Annotated in this window: 30 protein-coding genes, 1 tRNA gene and 1 riboswitch; of the genes, 14 read left to right on the forward strand and 17 right to left on the reverse strand. The window is 71.7% G+C overall.

The features are described from left to right. Window positions 1-95: 95 nt before the first annotated feature. Entirely contained in the window at window positions 96-1,109 is a 1,014-nt protein-coding gene (locus tag ASC58_RS13480; RefSeq protein WP_056916389.1) for a LacI family DNA-binding transcriptional regulator, read from the forward strand. Here the strand turns inward: ASC58_RS13480 and otsB are convergent. Then, the gene (gene otsB / locus ASC58_RS13485) at window positions 1,106-1,885 is read right to left on the reverse strand and encodes a trehalose-phosphatase (protein WP_056919670.1); all 780 of its coding nucleotides are present in this window, start codon (window positions 1,883-1,885) and stop codon (window positions 1,106-1,108) included. The two genes, ASC58_RS13480 and otsB, sit on opposite strands and share 4 nt — an antisense overlap. Further along, window positions 1,882-3,309, reverse strand: a complete 1,428-nt coding sequence (locus tag ASC58_RS13490) for a trehalose-6-phosphate synthase (RefSeq protein WP_056916391.1) — start codon at window positions 3,307-3,309, stop codon at window positions 1,882-1,884. Before ASC58_RS13490 ends, otsB begins: the two co-directional genes overlap by 4 nt. A gap of 155 nt (window positions 3,310-3,464) precedes the next feature. Here ASC58_RS13490 and ASC58_RS13495 point away from each other — a divergent pair, with 155 nt between their 5' ends. From ASC58_RS13495 to ASC58_RS13510, 4 genes are all read left to right on the forward strand, one after another. Next, window positions 3,465-3,893 (forward strand): CBS domain-containing protein, encoded by a 429-nt coding sequence (locus tag ASC58_RS13495; protein ID WP_056916392.1) that lies wholly within the window; start codon window positions 3,465-3,467, stop codon window positions 3,891-3,893. Window positions 3,894-3,934: 41 nt separating this feature from the next. Beyond that, complete coding sequence (locus ASC58_RS21380; protein WP_056919671.1) at window positions 3,935-5,626, forward strand: serine/threonine-protein kinase; 1,692 nt, start codon at window positions 3,935-3,937, stop codon at window positions 5,624-5,626. Beyond that, window positions 5,578-7,125: a threonine/serine exporter ThrE family protein gene (locus tag ASC58_RS13505; RefSeq protein WP_157598504.1), complete on the forward strand. Its 1,548-nt coding sequence runs from the start codon at window positions 5,578-5,580 to the stop codon at window positions 7,123-7,125. The genes ASC58_RS21380 and ASC58_RS13505 overlap by 49 nt, the downstream gene beginning before the upstream one ends. 152 nt (window positions 7,126-7,277) lie before the next feature. Then, window positions 7,278-7,457: riboswitch (cyclic di-AMP (ydaO/yuaA leader) on the forward strand. Window positions 7,458-7,466: 9 nt separating this feature from the next. Then, window positions 7,467-8,192 (forward strand): transglycosylase family protein, encoded by a 726-nt coding sequence (locus tag ASC58_RS13510; protein WP_056919673.1) that lies wholly within the window; start codon window positions 7,467-7,469, stop codon window positions 8,190-8,192. 81 nt (window positions 8,193-8,273) lie between these two features. On the opposite strand, the gene aqpZ is transcribed toward ASC58_RS13510, so the two are convergent. Then, window positions 8,274-9,068 carry an aquaporin Z gene (gene aqpZ, locus ASC58_RS13515; RefSeq protein WP_056919674.1) on the reverse strand — a complete coding sequence of 265 codons (795 nt, stop codon included), beginning with the start codon at window positions 9,066-9,068 and terminating at the stop codon, window positions 8,274-8,276. On the opposite strand from aqpZ, the gene ASC58_RS21080 reads away from it, so the two are divergent. After that, the gene (locus tag ASC58_RS21080; protein WP_157598505.1) at window positions 9,067-9,216 is read left to right on the forward strand and encodes a hypothetical protein; all 150 of its coding nucleotides are present in this window, start codon (window positions 9,067-9,069) and stop codon (window positions 9,214-9,216) included. The genes aqpZ and ASC58_RS21080 overlap by 2 nt on opposite strands. Before the next feature lie 29 nt (window positions 9,217-9,245). Here ASC58_RS21080 and ASC58_RS21085 read toward each other — a convergent pair whose 3' ends face one another. Then, a complete protein-coding gene (locus ASC58_RS21085) occupies window positions 9,246-9,419 on the reverse strand; it encodes a hypothetical protein (RefSeq protein WP_157581468.1) in 174 nt (57 codons plus the stop codon). Window positions 9,420-9,626: 207 nt separating this feature from the next. Between ASC58_RS21085 and ASC58_RS13520 the strand changes: the two genes are divergently transcribed. Next, window positions 9,627-9,699 (forward strand) — tRNA-Thr (locus tag ASC58_RS13520). Window positions 9,700-9,781: 82 nt separating this feature from the next. Here ASC58_RS13520 and ASC58_RS13525 read toward each other — a convergent pair. Then, entirely contained in the window at window positions 9,782-10,039 is a 258-nt protein-coding gene (locus ASC58_RS13525) for a helix-turn-helix domain-containing protein (protein WP_056919675.1), read from the reverse strand. Window positions 10,040-10,608: 569 nt separating this feature from the next. Then, the gene (locus tag ASC58_RS21090; RefSeq protein WP_235529228.1) at window positions 10,609-10,884 is read right to left on the reverse strand and encodes a hypothetical protein; all 276 of its coding nucleotides are present in this window, start codon (window positions 10,882-10,884) and stop codon (window positions 10,609-10,611) included. A gap of 120 nt (window positions 10,885-11,004) precedes the next feature. On the opposite strand from ASC58_RS21090, the gene ASC58_RS13530 reads away from it, so the two are divergent. Then, window positions 11,005-11,241: an aldo/keto reductase gene (locus ASC58_RS13530; protein ID WP_235529229.1), complete on the forward strand. Its 237-nt coding sequence runs from the start codon at window positions 11,005-11,007 to the stop codon at window positions 11,239-11,241. Window positions 11,242-11,266: 25 nt separating this feature from the next. On the opposite strand, the gene ASC58_RS13535 is transcribed toward ASC58_RS13530, so the two are convergent. Continuing rightward, on the reverse strand, window positions 11,267-11,857 hold the full coding sequence (locus ASC58_RS13535) for a TetR/AcrR family transcriptional regulator (protein ID WP_056919677.1): 591 nt from the start codon (window positions 11,855-11,857) through the stop codon (window positions 11,267-11,269). Window positions 11,858-11,905: 48 nt separating this feature from the next. On the opposite strand from ASC58_RS13535, the gene ASC58_RS13540 reads away from it, so the two are divergent. Beyond that, window positions 11,906-12,406, forward strand: coding sequence for an FBP domain-containing protein (locus ASC58_RS13540; RefSeq protein WP_056919678.1), 501 nt, complete (start codon window positions 11,906-11,908; stop codon window positions 12,404-12,406). Window positions 12,407-12,439: 33 nt separating this feature from the next. Here the strand turns inward: ASC58_RS13540 and ASC58_RS13545 are convergent, their stop codons facing one another. From ASC58_RS13545 to ASC58_RS21280, 4 genes are all read right to left on the reverse strand, one after another. Then, window positions 12,440-13,057: a PAS and ANTAR domain-containing protein gene (locus tag ASC58_RS13545; protein WP_056916400.1), complete on the reverse strand. Its 618-nt coding sequence runs from the start codon at window positions 13,055-13,057 to the stop codon at window positions 12,440-12,442. Between the two features lie 151 nt (window positions 13,058-13,208). Further along, window positions 13,209-13,625, reverse strand: a complete 417-nt coding sequence (locus ASC58_RS13550; protein WP_056919679.1) for a hypothetical protein — start codon at window positions 13,623-13,625, stop codon at window positions 13,209-13,211. 69 nt (window positions 13,626-13,694) lie between these two features. After that, window positions 13,695-15,074 (reverse strand): DUF4331 domain-containing protein, encoded by a 1,380-nt coding sequence (locus ASC58_RS13555; RefSeq protein ID WP_056916402.1) that lies wholly within the window; start codon window positions 15,072-15,074, stop codon window positions 13,695-13,697. Between the two features lie 3 nt (window positions 15,075-15,077). Then, window positions 15,078-15,347: a hypothetical protein gene (locus ASC58_RS21280; protein WP_056916403.1), complete on the reverse strand. Its 270-nt coding sequence runs from the start codon at window positions 15,345-15,347 to the stop codon at window positions 15,078-15,080. A gap of 244 nt (window positions 15,348-15,591) precedes the next feature. Here ASC58_RS21280 and ASC58_RS13565 point away from each other — a divergent pair, with 244 nt between their 5' ends. The 3 genes from ASC58_RS13565 (at window position 15,592) to ASC58_RS13575 (ending at window position 18,068) form a co-directional block, all read left to right on the forward strand. Further along, the gene (locus ASC58_RS13565; protein WP_056919680.1) at window positions 15,592-17,202 is read left to right on the forward strand and encodes a glycosyltransferase family A protein; all 1,611 of its coding nucleotides are present in this window, start codon (window positions 15,592-15,594) and stop codon (window positions 17,200-17,202) included. 107 nt (window positions 17,203-17,309) lie between these two features. After that, entirely contained in the window at window positions 17,310-17,606 is a 297-nt protein-coding gene (locus ASC58_RS13570) for a hypothetical protein (RefSeq protein WP_056919681.1), read from the forward strand. Between the two features lie 93 nt (window positions 17,607-17,699). After that, entirely contained in the window at window positions 17,700-18,068 is a 369-nt protein-coding gene (locus tag ASC58_RS13575) for a VOC family protein (protein WP_056916406.1), read from the forward strand. Here the strand turns inward: ASC58_RS13575 and ASC58_RS13580 are convergent. The 6 genes from ASC58_RS13580 to ligD are packed head-to-tail and all read right to left on the reverse strand — an operon-like array spanning window position 18,013 to window position 22,851. Continuing rightward, on the reverse strand, window positions 18,013-18,705 hold the full coding sequence (locus ASC58_RS13580) for a hypothetical protein (protein ID WP_200947830.1): 693 nt from the start codon (window positions 18,703-18,705) through the stop codon (window positions 18,013-18,015). The genes ASC58_RS13575 and ASC58_RS13580 overlap by 56 nt on opposite strands. A gap of 45 nt (window positions 18,706-18,750) precedes the next feature. Beyond that, on the reverse strand, window positions 18,751-19,809 hold the full coding sequence (locus ASC58_RS13585; RefSeq protein ID WP_056919682.1) for a sulfate/molybdate ABC transporter ATP-binding protein: 1,059 nt from the start codon (window positions 19,807-19,809) through the stop codon (window positions 18,751-18,753). Further along, a complete protein-coding gene (locus tag ASC58_RS13590) occupies window positions 19,806-20,570 on the reverse strand; it encodes an ABC transporter permease (protein WP_056919683.1) in 765 nt (254 codons plus the stop codon). The genes ASC58_RS13585 and ASC58_RS13590 overlap by 4 nt, the downstream gene beginning before the upstream one ends. 41 nt (window positions 20,571-20,611) lie before the next feature. Next, window positions 20,612-21,433, reverse strand: a complete 822-nt coding sequence (modA, locus tag ASC58_RS13595; protein ID WP_056919684.1) for a molybdate ABC transporter substrate-binding protein — start codon at window positions 21,431-21,433, stop codon at window positions 20,612-20,614. Continuing rightward, a complete protein-coding gene (locus tag ASC58_RS13600) occupies window positions 21,430-21,834 on the reverse strand; it encodes a molybdopterin-binding protein (RefSeq protein WP_056916410.1) in 405 nt (134 codons plus the stop codon). Before ASC58_RS13600 ends, modA begins: the two co-directional genes overlap by 4 nt. Before the next feature lie 42 nt (window positions 21,835-21,876). Then, window positions 21,877-22,851: a non-homologous end-joining DNA ligase gene (gene ligD / locus ASC58_RS13605; RefSeq protein WP_056916411.1), complete on the reverse strand. Its 975-nt coding sequence runs from the start codon at window positions 22,849-22,851 to the stop codon at window positions 21,877-21,879. Between the two features lie 135 nt (window positions 22,852-22,986). On the opposite strand from ligD, the gene ASC58_RS21815 reads away from it, so the two are divergent. Then, window positions 22,987-23,700: a glycerophosphodiester phosphodiesterase family protein gene (locus ASC58_RS21815; protein ID WP_056919685.1), complete on the forward strand. Its 714-nt coding sequence runs from the start codon at window positions 22,987-22,989 to the stop codon at window positions 23,698-23,700. After that, the gene (locus tag ASC58_RS21820) at window positions 23,613-23,915 is read left to right on the forward strand and encodes a glycerophosphodiester phosphodiesterase (protein WP_255353303.1); all 303 of its coding nucleotides are present in this window, start codon (window positions 23,613-23,615) and stop codon (window positions 23,913-23,915) included. The genes ASC58_RS21815 and ASC58_RS21820 overlap by 88 nt, the downstream gene beginning before the upstream one ends. Window positions 23,916-23,987: the final 72 nt, after the last annotated feature.

The raw sequence follows: 23,987 nt of genomic DNA on the forward strand, positions 1-23,987 counted from the left end.
AGTTCTTGCTAGATTGCGCCCTGTCCGGCACCTGCGGCGACGCCCCGCGGCACAGCCGGGGCGCGCGCGGAGCACACACCAAGGGGAGGGGATCGGTGAAGGCGAGACTGGCCGACATCGCGGTCCACGCCGACGTGAGCGAGGCGACCGTCAGCCGCGTGCTCAACGGCAAGCCCGGCGTCGCCGACTCCACCCGCGAGGCGGTGCTGCACTCTCTCGACGTGCTCGGGTACGACCGGCCGTCCCGGCTGCGGCGCAAGTCCGCGGACCTCGTCGGCCTCATCGTCCCCGAGCTCACCAACCCGATCTTCCCGGCGTTCGCGCAGATCATCGAGACGGCGCTCGCCCGCCACCAGTTCACCCCCGTGCTGTGCACGCAGACCCCCGGTGGGGTGCACGAGGACGAGTACGTGCAGATGCTCCTCGACCGTGGCGTCGCGGGCATCATCTACGTCTCCGGGCAGCACGCCGACGTCACCGAGGACACCGACCGCTACGCCACGCTGCGTGAGCGCGGCCTGCCGATCGTCCTGGTCAACGGGTACCAGCAGGGCATCGACGCCCCCTTCATCTCCAACGACGACATCGCGTCCATGGAGCTCGCGCTCACCCACCTGGTCCAGCTGGGCCACACCCGCATCGGGCTCGCGATCGGCCCCGACCGGTTCGTCCCCGTCATCCGCAAGATCGCCGGGTTCCGCTCCTCGATGCACACGCTGCTCGGCCGCGACGACGTCGAGGACCTCATCGAGCGCACCATGTTCTCGGTCGAGGGCGGCGACACGGCCGGGGCCCGGCTGCTCGACAAGGGCTGCACCGCCGTGGTCTGCGGCTCGGACCTCATGGCGCTCGGGGCGATCCGCGCGGCGCGTCGGGCGGGGCTGCGGGTGCCCGAGGACTTCTCCGTCGTCGGCTACGACGACTCGCCACTCATCGCCTTCACCGACCCGCCGCTGACGACCGTGCGCCAGAGCGTGCAGCCGATGGCCGAGGCTGCCGTGCGGGCCCTGCTCGACGAGATCCGCGGCGAGCCCACGCCGCGGGCCGAGTACGTCTTCCGTCCCGAGCTCGTCGTGCGCGCGTCGACGGGTGCCGCGCCCCGGCGCTAGTCCTCGCGGAGCGACCGGAGCAGCGACAGGGCCTCGGCGGCGTCCTGCGGCCCCGTCACCCGGAACCGCGCCGCCGTCTCGCCGTCGCCGACCTTGACCGTGAGGTCGTCGGCGCCCAAGGCCGTGAACGCGTGCTCGTCGGTCACGTCGTCACCGAAGTAGGCGACGCGGCTCGCACCCACCGAGTCGCGCAGCGCGACCAGCGCGGTGCCCTTGTCGGCCTGCAGGACGCTCATCTCCACCACCTGCTTGCCGTGCAGGACGTGCAGCCCCGTATGCCGCGCGGCCACGTCGAGCGCGGCCTGCTCGGCCTCGGCGGCCGGACCCTCCTCCATGCGACGGGTGTGCAGGACGACGGCGGTCGGCTTGTGCTCGAGGTAGACGCCCTCGGGCAGCCCGCTGCAGAGCTCCTCGAGCTCCTGCGTCAGGTCGGCCAGGTGCGCGCGCTGCTCGTCATCCAGGGCCGCCTCACCGTGGTCGTCGCCCTCGGCTGCGCTGGACTCGCCACCGTGGCTGCCGATCCGGGTCACGGCGCTGCCGTCGAGCCCGGTGAGCTCGGTGAGAGTGGCCAGGTCGCGACCGGACACCACCGCGGCATACGTGTCAGGGAGGGCGGCGAGCGCCTGCAGGTCCGCGATCGTGCCCGGGAGCGGGGCGGAGGTGGAGGGGTCGAGCACGAGGGGGGCGAGCACCCCGTCGAAGTCCGTGGCCACGAGCACCCGGCCGGCCGCGGCGAACCGCGCCGCGGCCTCGCGGTAGTCGGGAGGGAGCGTCACGAGCCACCCTTCTCGGGAGCGTGGGCGAGGTTGTCGAGGAAGCGGGCGGCCCACCGCTGCACGTCGTGGTCGGCGACCCGCCGGCGCATGGCGCGCATGAGGCGCCGCTTGTCCTTGTCAGGGGTCTCGATGGCCCGCATGATCGTCTGCTTGAGGCCCTCGATGTCGTGGGGGTTGACGACGAACGCCTGGTGCAGCTCGTGGAACGCGCCGGTGAACTCCGACAGGACGAGCGCGCCGCCGTCGTCGTAGCGGCAGGTGACGTACTCCTTGGCCACGAGGTTCATGCCGTCACGCAGCGGCGTCACGAGCAGGACGTCGGCAGCGAGATAGAGGGCGGCCATCTCCTGGCGCGGGTAGGAGTGGTGCAGGTACTGCACCGCGGGGGCGCCGATGTCGCTGAACTCGCCGTTGAGCCGGCCGACCTCGCCCTCGATCTCGTTGCGCAGGTCGCGGTAGGCGTCGACGCGCTCGCGGCTCGGCGTCGCCACCTGGACGAACATCTGCTTCGGCGGGGCGACCCTGCCCTCTTCGAGCAGCTCGCCGTACGCCTTGATGCGGTGGCCGATGCCCTTGGTGTAGTCGAGCCGGTCCACCCCGAGGATCAGGGTCTCGGGGTCGCCGAGGGACTTGCGGATCTCGGCAGCACGGGCCTTGGTCTCGGGCTGCTTGGCGAGCGCCTCCAGCCCCGCGAAGTCGATCGAGATCGGCACCGCGCTGGCGCGGACCCGTCGTGCTCCTTCGGACCGCGACTCCGAGACCGTGTCGCCCTTGGTGGGCAGGCTCAGGAGCTGGCGGCAGGCGCGGATGAAGTTCTGGGCGTCGGCGACGCGCTGGAACCCCAGGTAGTCGGCGCCCAGCAGCCCCTCGAGGATGGCGCGGCGCCACGGGAGCTGGGCGAACAGCTCGACGGGCGGGAAGGGGATGTGGTTGAACCAGCCGATCCGGACGTCGGGCCGCATCTCGCGGACCATGGCCGGCACGAGCTGCAGCTGGTAGTCGTGCACCCAGACGGTGGCGCCCTTGGCGGCGACGTCGCAGACGGCCTCGGCGAAACGGCGGTTCACGGCCTCGTAGGCGCCGAACCAGAAGCGGTGGAACGTCGCCGACACGATGACGTCGTGGTAGATCGGCCACAGGGTGTCGTTGCTGAAACCCTCGTAGTAGTGAGCGACCTCGTCCTCGGAGAGCGCCACGGGGCGCAGGTACATGTCGTCCTCGACGAACGGCTCGGGTGCGTCACCGGCCTCGCCGGCCCACCCCACCCAGGCGCCTTCACGGCCGCGCATCACCGACTCCATGGCGGTGACGAGCCCGCCGGGGCTGGTCCTCCACGACTCGGTGCCATCGGCGTCGACGACACGGTCGACGGGCAGGCGGTTGGCGGCGATCACGAGGTCGAACTTTGTGGCTGTGCGGGGCACTGGTTCATCAACTCCGGGGTTCTGATTCGACCCCAACCCTATGTCCGGCCGCAGGCGGGCGCCCCTTGCCGGATCGAGGGCCTCGGTGTCGGCGCCGCGGGCGGTGCCCTGAATCTCCCCTAGCGAGGACCTGCCCTGCGGTCTAACGTCTGACCATGAAGATCTCGGATGTGGTGCGTCGCAAGGGTGACCAGGTCGTGACCGTCCGACCGGACGAGACGGTCGAGAGACTCCTCGAGCTGCTCGAGGAGCACCGGATCGGTGCCGTGGTCGTCTCCACGGACCAGTCCACCGTCGACGGGATCGTCAGCGAGCGCGACATCGTCCGCCACCTGCACCGCAGGGGCGCCGCCGTGCTCGCCCTGCCCATCTCGGAGATCATGACGGCCGAGGTGACGACGTGCCTGCCCGAAGCGGCCATCGAGGAGCTCGCCCGCACGATGACCGACCTGCGCATCCGGCACGTGCCGGTCGTCGTGGACGGACGGCTGCAGGCGATCGTCAGCATCGGCGACATCGTCAAGCACCGGATCGACGAGCTCCAGACCGAGCGTGACCAGCTCGTCGGGTACATCCAGCAGTAGCCCTACCCGATTCCGCCGGTGGCCTCCCTTACCGTAGGAGGATGCGGACCGAGGCCATCGAGGGGAGCGACGGCGGCGACGGAACCAGTGCGCCCGACGGGCCGCGGATCGGGCCGTACCGCCTGATCCAGCAGATCGGCGAGGGCGGCATGGGTGTCGTCCACCTCGCGCTGGACCCCCATGGCCGCGCCGTCGCGCTCAAGCTGCTGCGCCCGCACATCGCCCACGACAAGGACGCGCGCACCCGGCTGGCCCGGGAGGTGGACGTGCTCGGGCGGATCCGCGACCCGCGCGTCGCGGCGGTCATCGACGCCGACCTCGATGGCGACCGCCCCTACCTCGTGACCCGGTACGTGCCCGGGCCCGCGCTCGACGACGTCGTCAAGGAGCACGGCCCGATCACCGGTGGCCCACTCCTCTCGCTGGGCCGCGGCCTCGCCGAGGCGCTCGACGCGATCCACTCCGCCGACGTCATCCACCGTGACCTCAAGCCCGGGAACGTCCTGCTGCTCGACGGCGACCCGGTGCTCATCGACTTCGGGATCGCCCACGTCGCCGACGACGTGCGGATCACCATGACCGGCCTGGTCATGGGCACCCCCGGCTACCTGTCGCCCGAGGTGGTCGAGGGCGCGCCGGTCACCGAGGCGACGGACTGGTGGGGCTGGGCGGCGACCCTCGCCTTCGCCGCCAGCGGTGCCCCGCCCTTCGGCCGCGGACCGATGGACGTCGTGCTCAGCCGGGTCAGCCGCGGGGAGGCCGACCTCACCGGCGTCGACCCCCGACTCGCCCCGCTGCTGCGCGCCGCCCTCTCGCCCGAGCCACGCCGGCGCCCGGACGCCGACGAGGTGGTCGAGGCGCTCGAGCGCTACGCCGAGGGGAAGCCGGTGACGACCGCCCTCAGCGCACCCCCGCGCCATACGCAGGTGCTGGAGCAGCGACCCACGGCACGGTGGGACCGACCCGCGGTCGCCGACCGGCGACCCGTGGGTCCGGTCGCCCTCCCCGTGGACCGCGACGACGAGTGGGACGGTGGCGCCGACGTCGGCGGCTTCGACGAGCCGTCGCCCGAGGACGAGCCGTCGGACTGGCAGGCGGCGTGGGAGGGGGACGCGGGCGAGCCCGACCCCCGCATCGGCCGGGCCGGGCGGACCGGCACCCTGGTCGCCCTGCTGGCCCTGTTCGTCGCCGGTGCCGCGGCGTTCCCGGTCGTGGCCGCCGTCGTCGCCGTCCTGTGGTCCTGGGCGGCGCGGACGGCCGACCGCTCCGTGACCTCGCTGGTGCTGCGTCGCCACAACCGCGGGCGACGTCGCTCCGACGTCCCGTTCGCGGTCGCGGCGAGCCCGTGGCACCTCGTGATCGGCCTGGTGGCGACCGTCGTGAGCGCCTTGCTGCCGCTGGTCGTGGGCGTGTGCGCGGTGTTCAGCGCCGCGCTCGCGATCGTCGCCGTGACCGGCGGCCAGCCCGAACCGGACCGGTCCGCGCCCGTCGCCGTCGGTGCGGTCGTCGCCGGGCTGATGGCGTGGTGGGGTCCCGGTGGCGCCGGCCTGCGGCGCGGTTCGCGCAGCATCGTCCGTGGCACCAGTCCCGGACCGCGGGCGACCCGGGTCGTCGTGGCCCTGCTCCTGCTCGGGGCGGCCGGCCTCGTCGTCTGGAGCCTGCAGCAGGGCGGCACCGTGCAGTGGTGGCCGACCCAGCAGCCCTCCGTGGTCGTGCCGGGCGTGAACCGCTGATGGCGACCGGCGTCAACCCTCCGCCCGCCCTGCCGCCTCGTCGGCCGCTCAAGCGACCGGCCCTGCGGCAGAGCCGGATCTGGCGCGGTGAGGAGATCACCGACACGCTGCCGATGGTCGACTCGCTGCGGCACACGCCCTACCGCAACGCCCGCGTCAGGCAGGCCGCGGCCGAGGAACGCGAGGCGCGGGCGTCCCTGGACCTCGCGCTGCGGGTGGGTGAGCTCATGCTGCGGTGCGGCGCGGGGGCGCCCCAGGTGGAGTCGTCCGTCATCGCCGTCGCCGCGGCCGCCGGACTCGACAACCTCGAGGTCGACATCACGCTGCAGTCCCTGCTCGTGCAGTGCACGTCCTCCTCGGGGACGCCCATCACCATGCTGCGCGTCGTCCGCTCCGCGACCCGCGACTTCGACCGCCTCACCGCGGTGCACGAGTTCGTCGAGAACCTCGTCGCCGGCAGCTACGACCTCGAGGCCGCGGCAGCCCGGCTGCGCGAGATCCGCCGGGCGCCGCGGTTCTGGCCGCGCTGGGCGGTGCGGGGCTCGCTCGGCGTCCTCTCGGCCGCCATCGCCCTCATGCTCGGGGCGGGCATCGTCGCGTCCCTCGTCGCCGGGGGCTCGGCCCTGCTCGTCGGGTATGCCGCCCGGGCGACCGGGCGCCGCGGGCTCCCCGACTTCTACCAGTGCGCCATCGGCGGGTTCCTCGCGACCGCGATCGCCTGGGGTGCGTTCAGCATGGGGGCCAACGGCTGGATCCCGGTGTCCTCGGAGGAGTTCGCGTTCATCGTGGCCGGCGGGATCACCGTGCTGCTGCCGGGACGGACCGTCGCGTCGGCGTTCGAGGACGCCATCTCCGGCTACTCGGTGACCGGCGCGGGCCGGATGTTCGGGGTGTTCCTCACGACGGCCGGGATCATCCTCGGGGTCGCGACGGGGCTGTCCGTGACGCTGGCGCTGACCTCGACCTTCGACCTCCAGCTCGTCTCGCCCTCAGTCATGGCGACGCGCGCCCTGAGCGCACCGGTGGCCCTGGCCGTCGTGGGAGCGTTCGTGGTCGGCATGTCGGGGGCGGTGTCGCTGCGCAGTCGCCGCAACCTCGTCGTGCCTGCCGGTGCGCTGTCGGCCCTCGGGGTCGCCGTGTCCCTCGGCGTGGACCGGCTCGACGCCCTCGGCCAGCTCGCCGCCGCCGGTGTCGCGGCCACCGTGCTCGGGTTCGCCGGCAGGCTCATCGCGCTGCGGATGGGGGCGCCGGCCATGGTGCTGGCCGTCCCGGCGTCCTACGGCCTGCTGCCCGGTCTGGCCATCTTCCGGGGCCTCTACGAGATGGTGAACGGGTCCTCGGCGAACGCGGGCTCGCTGTCGATGCAGGGCGGCATCACGACGCTGCTCGGCGCCATGGCCGTCCTGCTGGCGATCGCAGCCGGCAGCGTCCTCGGGGAGTTCGTGGCCGCACCCTTCGACCGCCGGATGGTGCAGAAGCGGCGCGTACGACGGCGCTGACGAGTTCCGGCCCGGCACAAAAGGGACGAATGCGCCATACGTTCTTCGGTTCGTTTTTCGTGGACCGGCTTGTGGCCCGGGGGCCAGCGCCTTACCTTTGACCAGCGCATTCGCGCCGACAACTGCACACCACCGCATTCCCAATCCAATGCCCACCCGCAGCGCCGAGCCTCGTCAGGCGGGTGGTTCACCGGAACAGCTCCGGGCACGACGAGGACGGGGGACCCAACGCGACCGCTCCGGCGGTCTTGGGGTGAAGCCGGCTCACGCCGGCCGGGCACCTGACAGCCCGAACCCGACAGCTCACCTCGCAGGCGCCGGTCAGGAAGGACCCCCCTGCAATGTTCTATGCCCCGAAGCACTCTGCCCGGAAGCCCCAGCCGGTCCGTCGTCGCCTCGCCGGCGTCGCCGTCGCCGGTGCCGCCACCATCGCCGGTGGCATGGCCACCGCCACCTCGGCCTCCGCGGCCACCGTCTGGGACCGCGTCGCCGCCTGTGAGAGCGGTGGCAACTGGGCCATCAACACCGGCAACGGTTACTACGGTGGGCTGCAGTTCTCCCCGAGCACGTGGGACGCCTACGGCGGCGAGCGGTACGCCAACAACGCGCACCAGGCCTCCAAGGCCGAGCAGATCTCGGTCGCCAAGAAGGTGCTGGCCGCCCAGGGCCCCGGCGCCTGGCCGACCTGTGGTGCCCGTGCCGGCCTGACCCGGGCCAACGGTGGCGCAGCCAGCACCGGCTCGACCAGCACCAGCCGCGCCTCGCGCTCGACGGTCCGCAAGGCCCCCGCCAAGCAGTCCTCCCACGCCAAGCTCGTCGTCGACGGCGTGCGCGGCCCGAAGACCGACCGCGCCATCGAGCGCTGGGTCGGCGGTTCGGTCAACGCCTGGATCTCGCACTCGGACGTCAAGAAGCTGCAGCGCAAGGTCGGCTCCACGCCGGACGGTGCCATCGGCCCGAAGACGATCCGCGCCCTGCAGTCCAAGATCGGCGCCAAGAAGAACGGCTCCCGCAACCTCGACCACGCGACGGTCAGGAGCCTGCAGGCGTACCTCAACCGCCACTGACGCACTCCGCACATGCACGTCGAGATGGGCCTGTCCGGAAGTCCGGACGGGCCCATCTCGACGTGGTGGACGGCGCTGCGGTCAGCTCCGCGCGGCGTCGGCCATCGCGGCGGGCGCCGTCCGCGCTGCGAACAGCCGGCGGTACACCAGCGCTGCCACGGCGGCACCGGCCAGTGGTGCCGCGATGAACAGCCAGGCCTGACCGAGCGCATCGGCACCGGAGAACAGGGCCGGGGCGATCGACCGGGCCGGGTTGACGGAGGTGTTGGTCACCGGGATCGACACGAGGTGGATGACCGTCAGCGTCAGGCCGATCGCCAGCGGTGCGAAGCCCTTGGGGGCGGCGGAGTCGGTGGCGCCGAGGATGACGACGACGAACACCGCGGTGAGGACCAGCTCGGTGACCAGGGCGGCGGTCAGGCCGTAGCCCTGGGGCGAGTGGGCGCCATACCCGTTGGTGGCGAAGCCGGTCGTCACGTCGAAGCCGGGTCGACCCGAGGCGATGGCGTAGAGGATCCCGGCGCCGGCCACGGCACCGGCCAGCTGGGAGGCCACGTACGTGGGCAGGTCGCGCCAGCCGAGCCGGCCGGCGAGGGCCAGACCGAGGCTGACCGCAGGGTTGAAGTGGCCCCCGGAGATGTGGCCCAGGCCGTAGGCCATGGTCGTGACGGCCACGCCGAACGCCAGGGCGACACCGAGGTAGCCGACGCCGACGAAGAGCTGTGACCCGTCGGCCTGAGCCATGGAGGTCGCGGCCAGGACGGCGGTGCCGCAGCCCGCGAGGACGAGCCAGAGCGTTCCGGTGAACTCGGCGGCTGCGCGGCGGCCCAGTCCGTACTCCTCGGGGGAGTGGCTGGCCTTCGACGGTGTCGACATGGTGGTTTCCTTCCTGCAGAAGTGCTGTCACCACTTCGTCGTGCTCCGGGAGGAAATCGGCACGCCCCGACGCCACATTGCTCATGTGAAGCGCATCACCACGGTGCCGACGGTCGCGTATGGCGTCCGCGATGTCGACCGTCGGTGAGGTGCTGGGGTCTTGGCGGCCACGCCCGCCTACCGGCGGCGGCGCACCTTGTCACCGGCGCTCACGAGGGTGCGCGACACGCGCGAGGAGCCTCGACGCTGTTCGATGGCAGTACCGATCCGGCCCAGCAGCCAGCCGATGACGGGCAGTGCCACGCTCGCGAGCAGCCACATCCGGAGGCGACGGGTGAACAGGACCCACATGTGAACAGACCTTTCGTCGAGTGAGGTGGTGACCCGGACCGGACCAACCCCTCCGTCGACCCTAAGCGCCGTCTCGCTACGGCGCTGGTCGGCGGCGGTCGGCTCTGCTCGGCGGGGAGGGTGGGTGGTCTGGGTACGGGCCTTTGGGACACGCGGACGGGCGTCGGTAGCATCGTCGCGGTCCACCGCACCCGGGTGCGCGGGCATGCCGGCGTGGCGCAATTGGTAGCGCACCTGTCTTGTAAACAGGGGGTTGAGGGTTCGAGTCCCTTCGCCGGCTCTCAGGCCTTAGGTCTCTGACCTGCATCGGAGCAGGTTGACCCCGACGGCGTGGCGCATGCTTGGGGCCGATCCTGCACCAATCACCTCACGCTTCTGGCCGCGGAAGCCGCCGGAGCGCCGCGGCCGCGGCGCCGTACCCCGGCTTCGTCGAGGGCGCGGCGGATCGCGGTCTGGGTGCGATCGGTGAGCTCGGCCAGCTCGCGCAGAGAGCGGCCCGTCTGGTACCCGCGGGCGACGAACTCGAGCAGGGCGGCGCGCTGCTCCGGTGTCTGGCGCACTGTTGCGGTGCCGCGGAACTGGGGGAGCGGCTCGAGGACCGGGCGGCCGGGGTAGGGCATGCCCCGGGAGGCGACCTCGCGGTCACACGGGCGACCGCCACTGCTCCGGCGGTCGCCCCGGACCTCGTCCGGCAGCCCGGGAACGTCACCAGGTCTGCTGTTCCCCTGAGGGGGTCCAGCCCTGACGGTACGCCGCTGCAGCTGCCAGCGATAGGGCGGCGCCGACCCCGGGCAGGGGACACGGGGCCGGCGCCTGTCGAGAAGGGTCCGACTGGGGGTGCACCCCGCTCGACGATCGCGAGAGTACGCCCGCGGCCATGCTCCATGTCGCGGATCCGACGATCGTTCTCACACGGCTAGGCGTCGAAGTGTCACTCAGCGAGCGGCCGGCTCCTCAGCGAGCGCGGCCTTCATGAGTGCGGCATCGCGGCGGAAGCGGTAGAGGCAGCGACGTCAACTTCCTCCCAGCCTGGTGCTGGGTAACGGCGCAGGATCCACAGGATGCGGGCCTCGAGCTCGTCGGCGGGTCAGGTGCTCGTCCTGGGTGGCACGACCGGCACAGCGACGTACATCTGCACAACCCGGCCCACGGATGACCCGTGGCCGACGACCCTGCCGGGGACGCTGACCTAGTTGTCGGACTCACGGATCGGGAAGCCGTCGTGGTCGACGTTGTAGAGCATCCGCAGGTGCATCTCGATGACGCAGATCTCATCGGCCACATCGAACACCACGGCGCGTTCGTCCGCCTGATCGAGCAGGTCTGCGGTGGCGCGGATGCGAGCCACCACTGCTTCGATTTCGGGTCGTGTCACCTTGCGCGCTCCTGGGTTGTACATCAGGGCCCGATCCACCCGGGCCGGCTTGGCGTCGGCCCGTACGGCTGTGGATCGGTCGCTGTGCATCAGACGACCTTATGCGGCTACCTCCCACGCACAGCCCCACATCACCGTTCCCGGACAACAGGCTTTCAACAGGACAACTCGAACGTGTGAACCAAGCCATCAACCCCCCCTGGTGTGCAGGTGAACACCAAGGGCGCCAGCGTCGGTCAGGTCGCCCTGGCCTGGCTCCTCGCCCAGAAGCCGTGGGTCGTCCCCATCCCCGGCACCCGCCGGCTGGAACGACGCGACGAGAACCTGGCAGCGACGGGCATCGAGCTGATCGCCGACGACGTGTCCGAGCTGGATGACGCCTCGGCCAGCGTGCGTGTCCAGGGAGATCGCCACCCCGAGGCCATGCAGCAGGTGGCCGACCGCTGAGGGTGCGCTGCCGGAACGGCCCCGGTCAGGATCGCGCAGGGGTGGTGCCGGTCCTGGGCCACGTCCGCAACGCGTGGTCCAGCGCGTCGACCGCCCGGGCGAACGACGTGTCCACGTCCCGTGGGTGGTGGCTGAACCCGCCCATCGCCTCGAGGCCGAGGAACCCGTAGATCGTGGACAGCACGAGTCGTCCGGCGTCGGTCTCGTCGGGGTCGGTCAGGCCGTATCCGCGCAGCACGGCCCGCACGAGCTGGCCGTGCCGCGGACCGGCGCTGGTCGATGCCATGGCGGGGTCGAGCTCCTGCTGCATGGCGGTGTAGCGACCGGGGTGGTCGAGGGCGTACCGGCGGTAGGTCGTGGCGAACGCCAGCAGCGCGTCCTTGCCGGAGCGCCCGGCCACCGCGTCGGCGAGGAGGTCGGCCAGCTCCGCCAGCGCCAGGACCGTCACGCGCGCCCGCAGCTGCGCCAGGCCGCGCACGTGGGCGTACAGGCTCGCGTCCTTGACGCCCAGGCCTCGGGCCAGGGCCGCCAGCGTGATCCCCTCGAACCCGACCTCGTCGGCGAGGTCGGCAGCGGCAACCGTGAGCCGCTCGACCGTGACCCCTGCTCGCGCCATGTTCCCTCCAAACCTAGGGGTCCTAGTGTATGACCTATACTTCGTAGTATGCAGCCGTTGACCGAGACCGACATCAGGGCGTCGTTCGTCAACTCCACGAAGGGCGAGGCCAAGCGCCTCGTCCTGCCGAAGGACCTGGCCGACCAGCCGTGGCACGACCTCGACTTCCTGGGCTGGCGCGACCCCGCCGCGCCGCAGCGAGCGTATGTCGTGACGTCCGTCGGTGGGTCGGCCACCGGTGTCGCCCTGCGGCTCGCCGACTCGTCCACGGGCCAGCGACGACGCAACATGTGCGCGGTCTGCCTCACCACGCACTCCGGCGACGGGGTCTCGTTGATGACGGCGCGCAAGGCGGGCAGGTCTGGGCAGCAGGGGAACTCGGTGGGCACCTACTTGTGCAGCGACCTCGCCTGCTCCGCCTACGTCCGTGGCCTGCGCAGCGCCGGCCCGGGCGCGCGCCTCCAGGAGTCGTTGTCCGTCGAGGACCTCGTGGAACGCATGATGGGCCGCCTCCGGGCCTTCATCGACAGCGTCACCCGCGACACCTGACCGATCGAGGCCCGGGCCCACACCGCCTGAGCCTCAGGGGTGCAGGACCTCGTCCAGGTGCGCGACGATGCCCGCCATCCGCGCGCTCCCCGTGCCGGTGTCGCGTCGAGTGTCCTTGAGCCGGTCCACGATCGCGGTGGCGATGGCGTGCGGCGTCACCTCGTGGCGGCTCGCGTGGGCGCGCAACAGGTCGGCGGCCCCCGCGTCGTCCACGTTGTAGGCCAGCATCAGGGCCCCCTTGGCCTGCTCGACCGTGGAGTGGTGGGTCGTCGAGGCTGCGACGGCATCGCGGCCGATCTGGCGTGCCGGCTCCGTGATGTCGACGACGAACCCGCTGAGCCGGGTCACCGCCCCGCCGACCGCTTCGCTCTCACCGACGAAGACCAGCCGCCGCTGGTGCCCTGACGCGTCCTTCATCCGGTACGAGCAGCTGTACGGCCCCTCGTGCTCGAGGTGGTGCTGGAAGCGGCTGATCATGACGACCCGGTCGTCCTTGTGCATGTGGGCGAGGAGGCGGTCGGTGCTGGGCTCCTCCGAGGAGCGCAGGCCGTGCAGCTCCCGCAGGGCTGGGTCCCACGTCCACCGAGCCGTCACGACGTCGTAGTCGAAGGCGAGGGCGGGGAGTGCGACATGGTTGTGTACGAGCGACATCCGGCCTCCGTCAGCGGACCTGCCTGGGTGTGGGCGGGCCGCTTCTTGACTCCCTGCGAAGGTAGTCCTCGTCACCGGTGCCCGCAAGGCCCCGCAGACCCGCTGACCTGCGACGATGCCGTCCAACAGGACCCCGCGCGTGCCGTCCTCCCTACGCGTCCCCGGCGGGCTCGGGCCACGACGTGTAGGTGACGACCCCGCCGGTCACCTCCGCGGTCATCACCACCGTGTCGCCGGGTATGGGGACGAGCTCGTAGGTGCCCTGCGTCACCTCGGGGTAGACGAGGGTGTGGGCCGGCCCGTCCGCACCGGGCCGAGCCACCACCCCGACGTGCGGGTGGTGGGCCGCACCGTGGTCGTGGTCGTGGTCGTGGTCGTGGTGAGCGTGGTCGTGCGGGTGGGGGTGGCTGTGGTCCCCGTGCGCACTGGCGGTGGTTCCGGCGGGCCGGATCTCGACCTCGAGTCCCTCGGCCTCGGCGGGCATGGCGACGACGAGTGCGCCGACGTCACCGCCGATGTCGAGCAGGACCGGGCCTTGGCCGGCATACGGGTTCTCGAGGTTCTGCATGGGGACTCCAGGGGTGGAGCCTGCCCGGGCGACAGGAGCCTGTCGCCCGGGCAGGGCTGGGGAGGTGGGTCAGGCCGCCGGCTGGCCGGGCTTGGTCTGGTAGCCACCTGCAGGGTTGCCGAGGTACGGGAACGAGTCGAGGAACGGCAGGTTCGTGTTGCTCGTCCCGTCCGTGAGGGCGCTCGCGGCACCGTCGGGGGTGTAGCTCGGGTCGACCAGCGGGATGGTCGCACCCGCAACCGCCCGCAGCTCGATCGCCACGACGTCGTCGACCAGCCGTCGCCCGTTCGGGAAGCCGGCAGCGTCACCCGCGACCAGGCCGATCGGGTTGGGGTTCTTGGTCGGCGGGATCGCGACGTTGAGTCGCAGCATGTCCGCCTGGGTGGTCCCGGTGAAGTTCTGGAAGCCGGGGACCACTCCCTTCGGGATGCCGGTCAGCAGGATCGCGAGCAGGTCCGCGCGGTCCTTGGTGTACTTCGCGAGGTTCGGGAAGACGCCCGGGTAGAGCACCGGCAGCAGCCCGGCGAGCTCGGGCTTGGCGACGTACTGGGCGAAGTCCTTGTCGTCCTTGGGTGCCTTGGCGTTCCACGTGTCCTTCTTGGCCATCGGCGTGATGACCTCGTTGAACAGGGGGTTGCCGAGACGCGACACCTGGTTCCACGAACCGTGCCAGGTGTACTTGCCCTCGTCGTCGTCCCACACCCGCGAACGCTGGCGGCTCGCAGTGGCCCACACCCCGATGACCGACCGCGACGCCATCGGGTCCGTGGGCTTGTCGCGGTACCGGGTCAGGTCGCGGATGGGGACCTGGATGGCGATGCTGTGCACGTTGAGTCCCTGGGTGCCGTTCACGCCCGCCGCAGCCGCGGACGGGATGAGGTGCGCCATCTGGAAGGGGCGCAGGGTGCCCAGGTCGAAGATGCTGCCCAGGTCGACGTGGAAGCCGTCCGAGCGCTGCCCGGCGAACACCTTGCGTCCACCCTGGATCGGGTGCACGGCCTGGTCGGTGAACCGTGCGTAGTTCGGCGTCGAGCGCGGGCCGATGTTGACCGGTGGGCAGGTGAGGTTGCTGGCCAGCAGGCGCGGTCGGTCGCCACGCGCGACGCGGGTGACGGAGTAGTACTGCGGGCGGTTCCAGTTGGGGTCGGTGATCGAGCCGATCGGGCCGACGTTGTAGAGGAAGGTGTTCTTGTTGCGCACCTTGGTGGTGAACCGGAACTGGTAGGTCACGTCGGGTCGGGCGTCGCCCCGGTTGCTGACGTGGATCTCGTAGAGGACCTCGTCGCCGAACTCGTAGAAGTTCGGACCCCCCTGCGGGCTCTGGAACGGGATGAAGTTGGCGATCAGCGTGACCGAGTCGGGTCGGTCCGGGCTGACGAAGGCGTAGACGTCGGTGTTGTCGGCGACCGGGTCCTTCGAGACCTCTGGGGCTTCACGGTGAGAGGACATGGGTCACTTCCCTGCTGCTCGGGTCAGGCGGCGGACCAGGTCGGCGTCCTGGATGGTGACCTCGTGCTCGCCGTACATGACGGTGAGCCGGCCGGACCTGGGGTCGTCGACGTACGCGACGAGCCGGGGCCCGGTGGGCGCCGCGGCGGAGCCCGCGGCAGTGACGGTTGCGGGGGCCGCGCTGGCTCCCGGGGCTGCTGCGACCGCCGCAGCGGCAGCAGCGGCGCCCGTCCCGGCTGCAGCCAGGAACGTACGCCGTGTGGCATCGGACATGAGGGTCTCCTTTGCTGGGCGCGACTCGCTGGTTGCTGCCGCGCTGGGCGGGTCCTCAGCCCGGGCGAAGGCGTCCGTCACTGGAGTGACCCACCTCACATTCGGAGCGTATCCACGAACGGATGGGTGGGAAATGCGGTCAGGAATTTCTCAGCGCCACGGCGGTACGTTCGTCATGATGTGTCCGGACCTGTCACCTCGCTCCGCACCTGCGCAAGCTCCCGCGTCGGGGGACCTGTGCGCGGTGACCGTGGTCGTGGCGGCGTACAACACCGGCGAAACCCTCCATGAGCTCGTGCGCTCGCTCGACGGCCAGTCCATGCCGCAGGAGCACTTCGAGGTCGTGGTCGTGGACGACGGTTCGACCGACGGCACGGGGGAGGTCCTGGACGCGCTGGCCGCGCAGCGGCCCAACTGGGTCGTGCGCCACATACCCAACTCGGGCTGGCCGGGCACGCCCCGGAACGTAGGCCTGGAGCTTGCCACGGGCGAGTACGTCACGTTCGTCGACCACGACGACTTCCTCGGTCGGGACGGCCTGGCGACGGCCTGTGCCTTCGCTCGGCAGCACCACAGTGACGTCGTGGTCGCCCGCGAGGTGGGCGTGGGGCGCAGCATCGGGCGCTTCATGTTCACGCGCAACGAGCCGGACGCGACGTTCGAGAACTCGCCGATCGTCCGACTCCTCACGCCGCACAAGCTCTACCGGCGAGAGATGTTGCGCGAGAACGGTATTCGCTTCCCGGAGGGCAAGGTCCGGCTGGAGGACCACCTGTTCACGATGGCTGCCTACTTCGCGGCCGAACGGATCTCGATCTACGCCGACCACCCGTTCTACTACTGGACCCGTCGCGAGGGGACCGCGCACGCGTCCTTGGACCTGAAGGACCCGCACGAGTACGTCGAGGTGGCGCTCAACAGGGTGCTCGACCTCGTGGAGGAGCACGTGCCGCCTGGCCCGCGCCGGGACAGGATCAAGGCGCACTGGCTCGAACGGAAGCTGCTGCCCATCGTCGCCCGGGCGCCGATGCTCGAGTACCCGCTTGAGTACAGAGCGGAGATGGTGCGGGCGGCCCGGGCCCTGGTCGACCAGCGGTACGCGCCCGACGCCGACCGGGAGCTGCACTTCTCGGCCCGAGTCCGAGTCCACCTGCTGCGGGCTGGTGCCACCGAGGCGCTCATGGCCCTGGCGCGGACCGAGCAGGCGATCACCACCCGTGCCGTGGCAGAGCAGGTGACCTGGGGTCAGGAGGGGGTCGAGATCGGGCTGCGGGTCGAGCTGCTCCACCGAGACGGCCAGCAGGTGGAGTTCGCGGAGGAGGGCGGGCGCCTGCGCTGGGTGCCGAGGGAGAGCCTGGACGATCCCAGCCTCGACCTCGACGTCACCGACGAGGTCCAGCGTGCGTCGGTCCTGCTGGTCGTGGGGCGCCGCGACGGTGACGACGACTTCGCGGTCACGGTCCCGGGAGGGGTCGTGACGGGGGAGGCAGGCGCCGGTGGCCGGCGAAGGCTGGTCTTCACCGGGGTCGCGCACGTGCCGCTCGACCGGATGCTGCGACTGGCCGGCAGCCGGGGTCGGGCTGTCCTCGATGTCCGGACGGAGACCGAGGTGCTGGGGTGGCGCTCGCTGCGGAGGGTCGAGGCCGGGGACGCGGAGGTGTCGGCCATGTCGCCACCTGTCGCTGCGGCGGGGCTCACGGCCTACCGCACCACCAAGGGGAACCTCAGCCTGCGCCGTGACGCCCCGGCCAAGGGGGAGGGCGAGCCGAGGTCGCGCGCCTCCTGGGGGCGCCGCGTCGCCCGCAGGGCGGTGCGTGTGGCTCGTTCCGTCCGTCGCGGCTGCGGGCGCCGCTGACGCCGGACCTGACCGGTTCGCGTTGACAAGTACGGACAAACCGACTCATGATCATGGGGCTTCAAGCAGTCGGAGCCTTCCATTCGTCGCGAGCAAGGAGGCCGCCGATGACCGATTTCCTGGAGTCGGTGAGACCGGTCGAACCCCTGTCCCTGGCGGTTCCCGTCGCCCACCGCGGGGGTGTGGAAGAGGTCGTGGGCGAGCCTGACGACGCGGCCACCGAGCCGAGCGTCCGCGAGCTCCTCTCGGAGCTGGCCCACCTCGAGGACCTCCTGCGTGCCGCCGGTCCGGTGGCTGTCGGTGACGACGAGGTCCTGGCGGTGATGGCGCGCGAGCAGGCGATCATCGACGAGCTGCACCGACGCAACCCCAGCCGCCCCGGTGGGGCCCCGGCGCCCGCGTGACCGTCCTCCTCCGCTTCGGGGAAGCGGTCAGGAACTGACCTGTTGTCTTCCTAGGCTGGGGCTGTCGCAGGTTCCCGGACGAGAGGCAGCACCATGGACTTCAAGATCGAGCTCATCCCCATCTCCGTGTCGGACGTCGACCGCGCGAAGGACTTCTACGCCCGGGTCGGCTGGGTCGCCGAGCAGGACGGCTCTCCCCACGAGGACCTGCGCTTCGTCCAGGTCACGCCCCCCGGATCGGCATGCTCCTTCTGCTTCGGCAAGGGGCTCGGGATGCTCCCCGAGGGTCAGGCGCAGTACATCCAGGTCGTCGTCGCGAACGCGGACGACGCTCACGCGTACCTCGTGGAGCGCGAGATCGAGTGCACCCCGGTCGAGGAGCTCGCGTGGGGGCGCTTCGTGAACTTCAGCGACCCCGACGGGAACCGCTGGGTCCTCCAGGAGCTCCCGGTCCGGGGGTGACCGGTCCGGAGGTGACCGGTCCGGGAGTGACCGGTCCGGGGGTGACCGGGCCGGGGGTGACCGACCCGGCACGGCGCGACAGCAGGAGGCCTGCCACCAGGGCCCCCGCAGTCCCCAGGACCTCGTCGCCGAGCGTGTCCGTGTAGGCGGTGCCCAGCTCGGTGCCGTGCCGGATGAAGGTCCACCACTCGGCCACCTCCCACGCGATGGCGAGCACCGCGCCCAGTCCGGTCACCAGCAGCGTGCGCACCCAGGGTTCGGCGATCCGTTGCAGGACAAGCATTCCCAGACCGCCGCAGAGCAGGGACCAGTTGACGAAGTGGTTCGCGTCGTCCCACCAGTCGACCGAGTCGTAGAGATCGAGCGTGTTGCCGCTGACGTCGATGAGGAACGGTGCCATGACGAGGGCGAAGGCGCCCCACGGAGTCGGCGTGAGCCCTCGGCGGTGGGTCGCCCACCACGCCAGGGGCACGAGCAGCATGAGCACGGGGTAGGCGACCAGGCGCGCGCCGAACGCCTTGCCCTCGAACTGCGCCAGCCCGGTCGCGAAGGTCGCCAGCGCGAGCTGGCCCACCGTGGCCAGGAGCACCAGCGCCGGCACCCACCGGGGGCATCGGCGCCCACGCGTCACGTCCATCCCACGATCATGGGGGACGTCAGGGGCGGTCGGCGCGCGGCTCGCTCAGGCGGCGTAGACGGCGACCTCGCTCGCCTTCACGGTGAGGACGACCTCGGCACCGACGGCCAGGTCGAGCTCGGCGACCGCGGCCGGCGTGACGTCCGCGGAGACGTGGGCCGTGTGGACCCGCACCTGGTGGCCGTGGGGTTCGAGGTCGGTCACCGTGGCGCGCACCGTGTTGCGCGGGCTGCCGTGCGGAGCCTCGCGGTACACCCCGACCGAGCTCGGGCTGAAGACGGCGACGGCCGGCTCCCCGGCCACGAGCGACTCCTCGGCCAGACCCTCGACCCGCAGGCCCTCGGGGGTGCTGACGGCGGGCGTGGTCTCGGTGCCTGCGCTAGTCCCGCGCACGAGGTTGAGTCCGGCGATCCGGGCGGCGAACGCGCTGGTGGGGCGCGAGAGCACCCGCGTCGTCGGTCCCTGCTCGACGACCCGACCTGACTCGAGCACGGCCACGTCGTCGGCCAGCAGCACCGCGTCGAGGATGTCGTGCGTCACCACCACGGTCGTGCGGTCGCGCAGCACCCGCCGCAGCAGCTGGCGGATCGCGGGGGCGGCCTCGACGTCCAGGGCCGAGAGGGGTTCGTCGAGCAGGAGGAGCTCGGGCTCCGTGGCCAGAGCCCGGGCGATCGCCACCCGTTGCGCCTGGCCGCCGGACAGCTCCGCCGGGCGCCGCCGGGCGAGCTCCGACGCGTCGACCTCCCACAGCCAGTGGGCGGCCCGCTCTCGCGCCTCGCCACGCGGCATACCGGCACTGCGCGGACCGAAGGCGACGTTGTCGGTCACGTCCAGGTGGGGGAAGAGCCGTGCCTCTTGGGCCAGCAGGGCCACGCCGCGGGCGTGCGGGGGCACCCAGGTGCCGGATCCGTTGGAGGAGAACAGGATCCGGTCGCCCAGTCGGATCTCCCCGCTGTCGGGGTGGAGGAGGCCGGCGATGGAGGAGAGCGCGGTGGACTTGCCGGCTCCGTTGGCCCCCAGCAGCGCCAGAGTGCGTCCCTGCTCGACGTGGAGGTGGAGGTCGACATCGCGTCCGGGGATGCGCAGGGTCGCGTCGAGCGTCACAGGGCGGTCCGGGATCGACGCGTCACGGTGATGACGACGGTGGCCACGACGACGAGCACCAGCGAGAGCGCCACCGCCGCCTGGGGGTCGGTCTCCCGCTGGAGGTAGATCTCGAGCGGGAGCGTGCGCGTCACGCCCTGCAGGCTGCCCGCGAACGTGATGGTCGCGCCGAACTCCCCGAGGGCGCGGGCGAACGCGAGGACCGCCCCGGAGGCGAGGCCGGGGAGGACCAGCGGCAGCGTGACGCGGAGGAACACCGTCGTCGGCCGGGCACCCAGCGTGGCGGCGACCTCCTCGTAGCGCTGCCCTCCTGTTCGCAAGGCCCCCTCCAGGCTCACGACGAGGAAGGGCAGCGCCACGAAGGTCTGGGCGAGGACGACGGCCGTCGTGGAGAAGGCGATCTGCAGGCCGAGGACCTCGATGGTGTTGCCGAGCAGACCCCGGCGGCCGAACGTGTAGAGCAGGGCGATGCCTCCCACCACCGGCGGCAGCACCAACGGAAGCAGCACGAGCGACCGCAGCACCGACTGCCCACGGAACTCGGTGCGCGCCAGCACGACCGCCATCGGTACGCCGAACACGACGCACAGCAACGTGCTGGCAGCAGAGGTCCGCAGACTGAGGAGCAGAGCCGCCCGGGACGACTCCGACGTCACGAGCTCGGGGAACTGGGTCCAGTCCACGCGGGTGAGCATCGCCAGCAGGGGCAGCACGACGAAGAGGGCGCCCACGGCGGCCGGGACGAACACCCAGCCGGGCATTCCCAGTCGGGGTGCTGGGCGGCCTGGACGTCGGGAGCGGGTCACGGCGCCTTGGCGAACCCGGCGTCGGCGAGGACCTGCTGACCACCGGATCCGGTGACGGCCTTGACGAAGGCATCGGCCAGCGCGGTGTTCTTCGAGGCCTTGAGGGCCGCGATCGGGTAGGAGTTCACGGCGGCCGACGATTCGGGGAAGGTGATCCCCTGGACCGTGGCGCCCGCGCCCTTGACGTCGGTGACGTAGACGAGGCCCGCGTCGGCCTCACCGGCGGTGACCTTGCCGAGCACGTCGGTGACGGACTGCTCCTCGCTCACGGGCGTGAGGTCGACACCGGCCGACGCCTCGACCTTGGCGGCGGCCGAGCCGCACGGGACGGCCGGTGCGCACACGACGACCTTGACCCCGGACTTCGCGAGGTCGGCGAACGAGGCGATCTTCGCCGGGTTGCCCGGCGGGACGGCGATCTCGAGGGTGTTGGAGGCGAAGACGACGGGGGCTGCGGCGGTGAGCGACTCGGCGGTCACCTTGTCCATGTTCTTGGTGTCGGCCGAGGCGAAGACGTCCGCCGGTGCGCCCTGCTGGATCTGCGCGACGAGGTCGGAGGAGCCGGCGAAGCTGAACTTCACCGTGGCGCCCGGGTTCGCCTTCTCGAGGTCGGCGCCGATCTGGGTGAACGTCTTCTTCAGGGACGCTGCCGCGAACACGGTGATCTCGCCCGACAGCCCGCTGGACGACGAGCTCGAGCTCGTTCCCGCGGAGCCGGACCCGCCGGCGGCGTCGCCCGAGCTGCTCCCGCAGGCGGCCGTGCCGAGGGCGAGCGTCAGGGCGGTGGCGAGGAGGACGAGGCGGGCGGGCCGGATCATGATGCTCCCTGCGGGGTCTCGACGATGACGGTGGTGGACTTCACGACGGCGATGGCGACCGACCCGAGCTCGAGGCCGAGGTCGCGGACGGCCTCGCTGCTCATGAGGGAGACGACGCGGAACGGGCCGCACTGCAGCTCCACCTGCGCCATCACCGGGTCGGTCTTGATGTCGGTGACCAGTCCGACGAAGCGGTTGCGGGCGGACCGCCCGACGGTCGAGGGATCGGTGGCGGTGTGGGCCTGGTCGCGGGCGAGGAGGGCGACCTGGTAGCCGTCCACCACCTTGCGCCCGGCGTCGTCGGCCTCGGAGGCGAGCGCGCCGCTGTCGACCCAGCGCCGGACGGTGTCGTCGCTCACCCCGAGGAAGGTGGCGGCGTCCTTGATCCGTAGCTGCGGCATACGGGCCACTCTAGGACCGCAAGTGCGGGTATGGCGAGTGTTTCAGTCCGCGTCTGCGGTCTCGGGCGGGTCCTGAGCGCCATCTCGTTCGTCCCGCTCGGCCCACTCCACGAGCTGGTCGATCCCGAAGACCGCGTCGTCGATCCCCGCGTGCAGGTCGCCGAGCTCGGCGTAGCGGGCAGGAACGGTCGCGATGGTGAAGTCGTCCGGCGTGACGTCGTCGACCTCGTCCCAGCGGATCGGGGTGGACACCGTGCCGCGGGGGTTGCCGCGCACGGAGTAGGCGCTGGCGATGGTGTGGTCGCGGGCGTTCTGGTTGTAGTCCACGAACAGCGCCGCCGGGTCGCGGTCCTTGCGCCACCAGGTCGTCGTCACGTCCTCGGGGGCGCGGCGCTCCACCTCCCGGGCGAAGGCGAGCGCGGCCCTGCGGACGTCCTTGAACCCCCACTGGGGGTCGATCCGCACGTACACGTGCAGTCCCGAGCCCCCGCTCGTCTTGGGCCAGCCCACCGCCCCGAGCTCGTCGAGCACCTCCTGGACGACGTGGGTCACGCGCTGAACCCGGTCCCACGGGCACTCCGGTCCCGGGTCGAGGTCGATCCGCCACTCGTCGGGCCGCTCCACGTGCCCGCGGCGGCTGTTCCACGGGTGGAACTCGACCGTCGACATCTGCACCGCCCAGATCACGTGGGCCAGCTCGGTGACGCACAGCTCGTCGGCCGTGCGGTTGTACCGCGGGAACTTCACCCGCACCGTCTCCAGCCACGGCGGGGCCCCGTGCGGCACCCGCTTCTGGTGCACCTTCTCGCCGGCCACCCCCTCGGGGAACCGGTGCATCATGCACGGCCGCTCCCGCAGGGCGTTGACGATGCCGTCGCCCACCGCCAGGTAGTACTTGACGAGGTCGAGCTTGGTCTCGCCGCGCTCCGGGAAGTACACCCGGTCGGGGTTGGAGATGCGCACGTCCCGGTCGCCGACCTCCAGCTCGATCGCGGGGGACGTCGCCTTGGCTGCCATGCAGCCCAACCTAGGGCCGGTGTGGCGCGGCGTCACCCGGAGCGGGTGGACTGCCGTCCCCGCCCGCGTGGGCCGTTCGACCGAACTGCCCGATTCGCCGCATACGCAGCACTTCCGCGGGCTACCGTCGTCGCCGTGCGCTCCCTCCGTCTCGTGGTCTCCACAGGCGCCGCGACCCTCGTGGCGGCCGCCGCGCTGACCGCGGGTGCCGGGACCGCAGGAGCGGCGACAGCCACGGCGGCTGGGGCGGTCCCCGCCAGCGCCGCCCGGCCGCTGACGGTCGGCCACCGGGGTTCGAGCGCCGTCGCGCCCGAGAACACCCTCGCCTCGTTCGCCCTCGCGGTGCGACAGGGTGCCGACCTCGTCGAGAGCGACGTCCAGCGCTCCAAGGACGGCGGACTGGTCCTCATGCACGACACCACGCTGGCCAGGACGACCAACGTCGAGCAGCGCTACCCGACCAGGTCGCCGTGGCGGGTCGCCGACTTCACCCTGGCCGAGATCAGGACGCTGGACGCCGGGTCGTGGAAGTCCTCCCGCTATGCGGGGCAGCGGGTCCCCACCCTCGCCGAGCTGGTCAAGCTGGTCCGCTACTCGCGCTCGGGCATCCTCATCGAGCTCAAGTCACCCTCGCTCTACCCCGGGATCGAGGCGCAGGTGACGCGCACGTGGAAGCAGTTCCCCGGGTACCTCACGACAGCCCTGCGGACCAGGCGCCGGTCGTGCAGTCCTTCGACGCGACCTCCCTGCGCCGGTACCACGTGCTCCAGCCGGAGGTCCCGGTCGGGCTGCTGGGCACCCCTGCGGTCGCGGACCTCCCTGCCCTGTCGCGCTGGGTCGACCAAGTGAACCCCGCCTACGCCACCTTCGACGCGGCCTACGTCGCGCAGGCACACCGGTGGGGGCTGCAGGTCCTCACCTGGACGGTCGACGGAACGGCAGCGATGGACGCCGCGCTCGACCGCGGCGTCGACGGGGTGATCACCAACCGGCCCGACCTTCTCGAGGCGGTCCTGACCCAGCGCGCCGCCGGGGTCACGAGCGCCGGCCGGCACGCGGCATAGGGGCGGCTGGGTCCCTTCCCGACGGGGCGGGTGGCCGCGCTGTCGGCGACCGCGAGCCGGTCGTATGCTCGG

This window comes from Phycicoccus sp. Root101 (assembly GCF_001426245.1).
Lineage (GTDB): Bacteria > Actinomycetota > Actinomycetes > Actinomycetales > Dermatophilaceae > Pedococcus.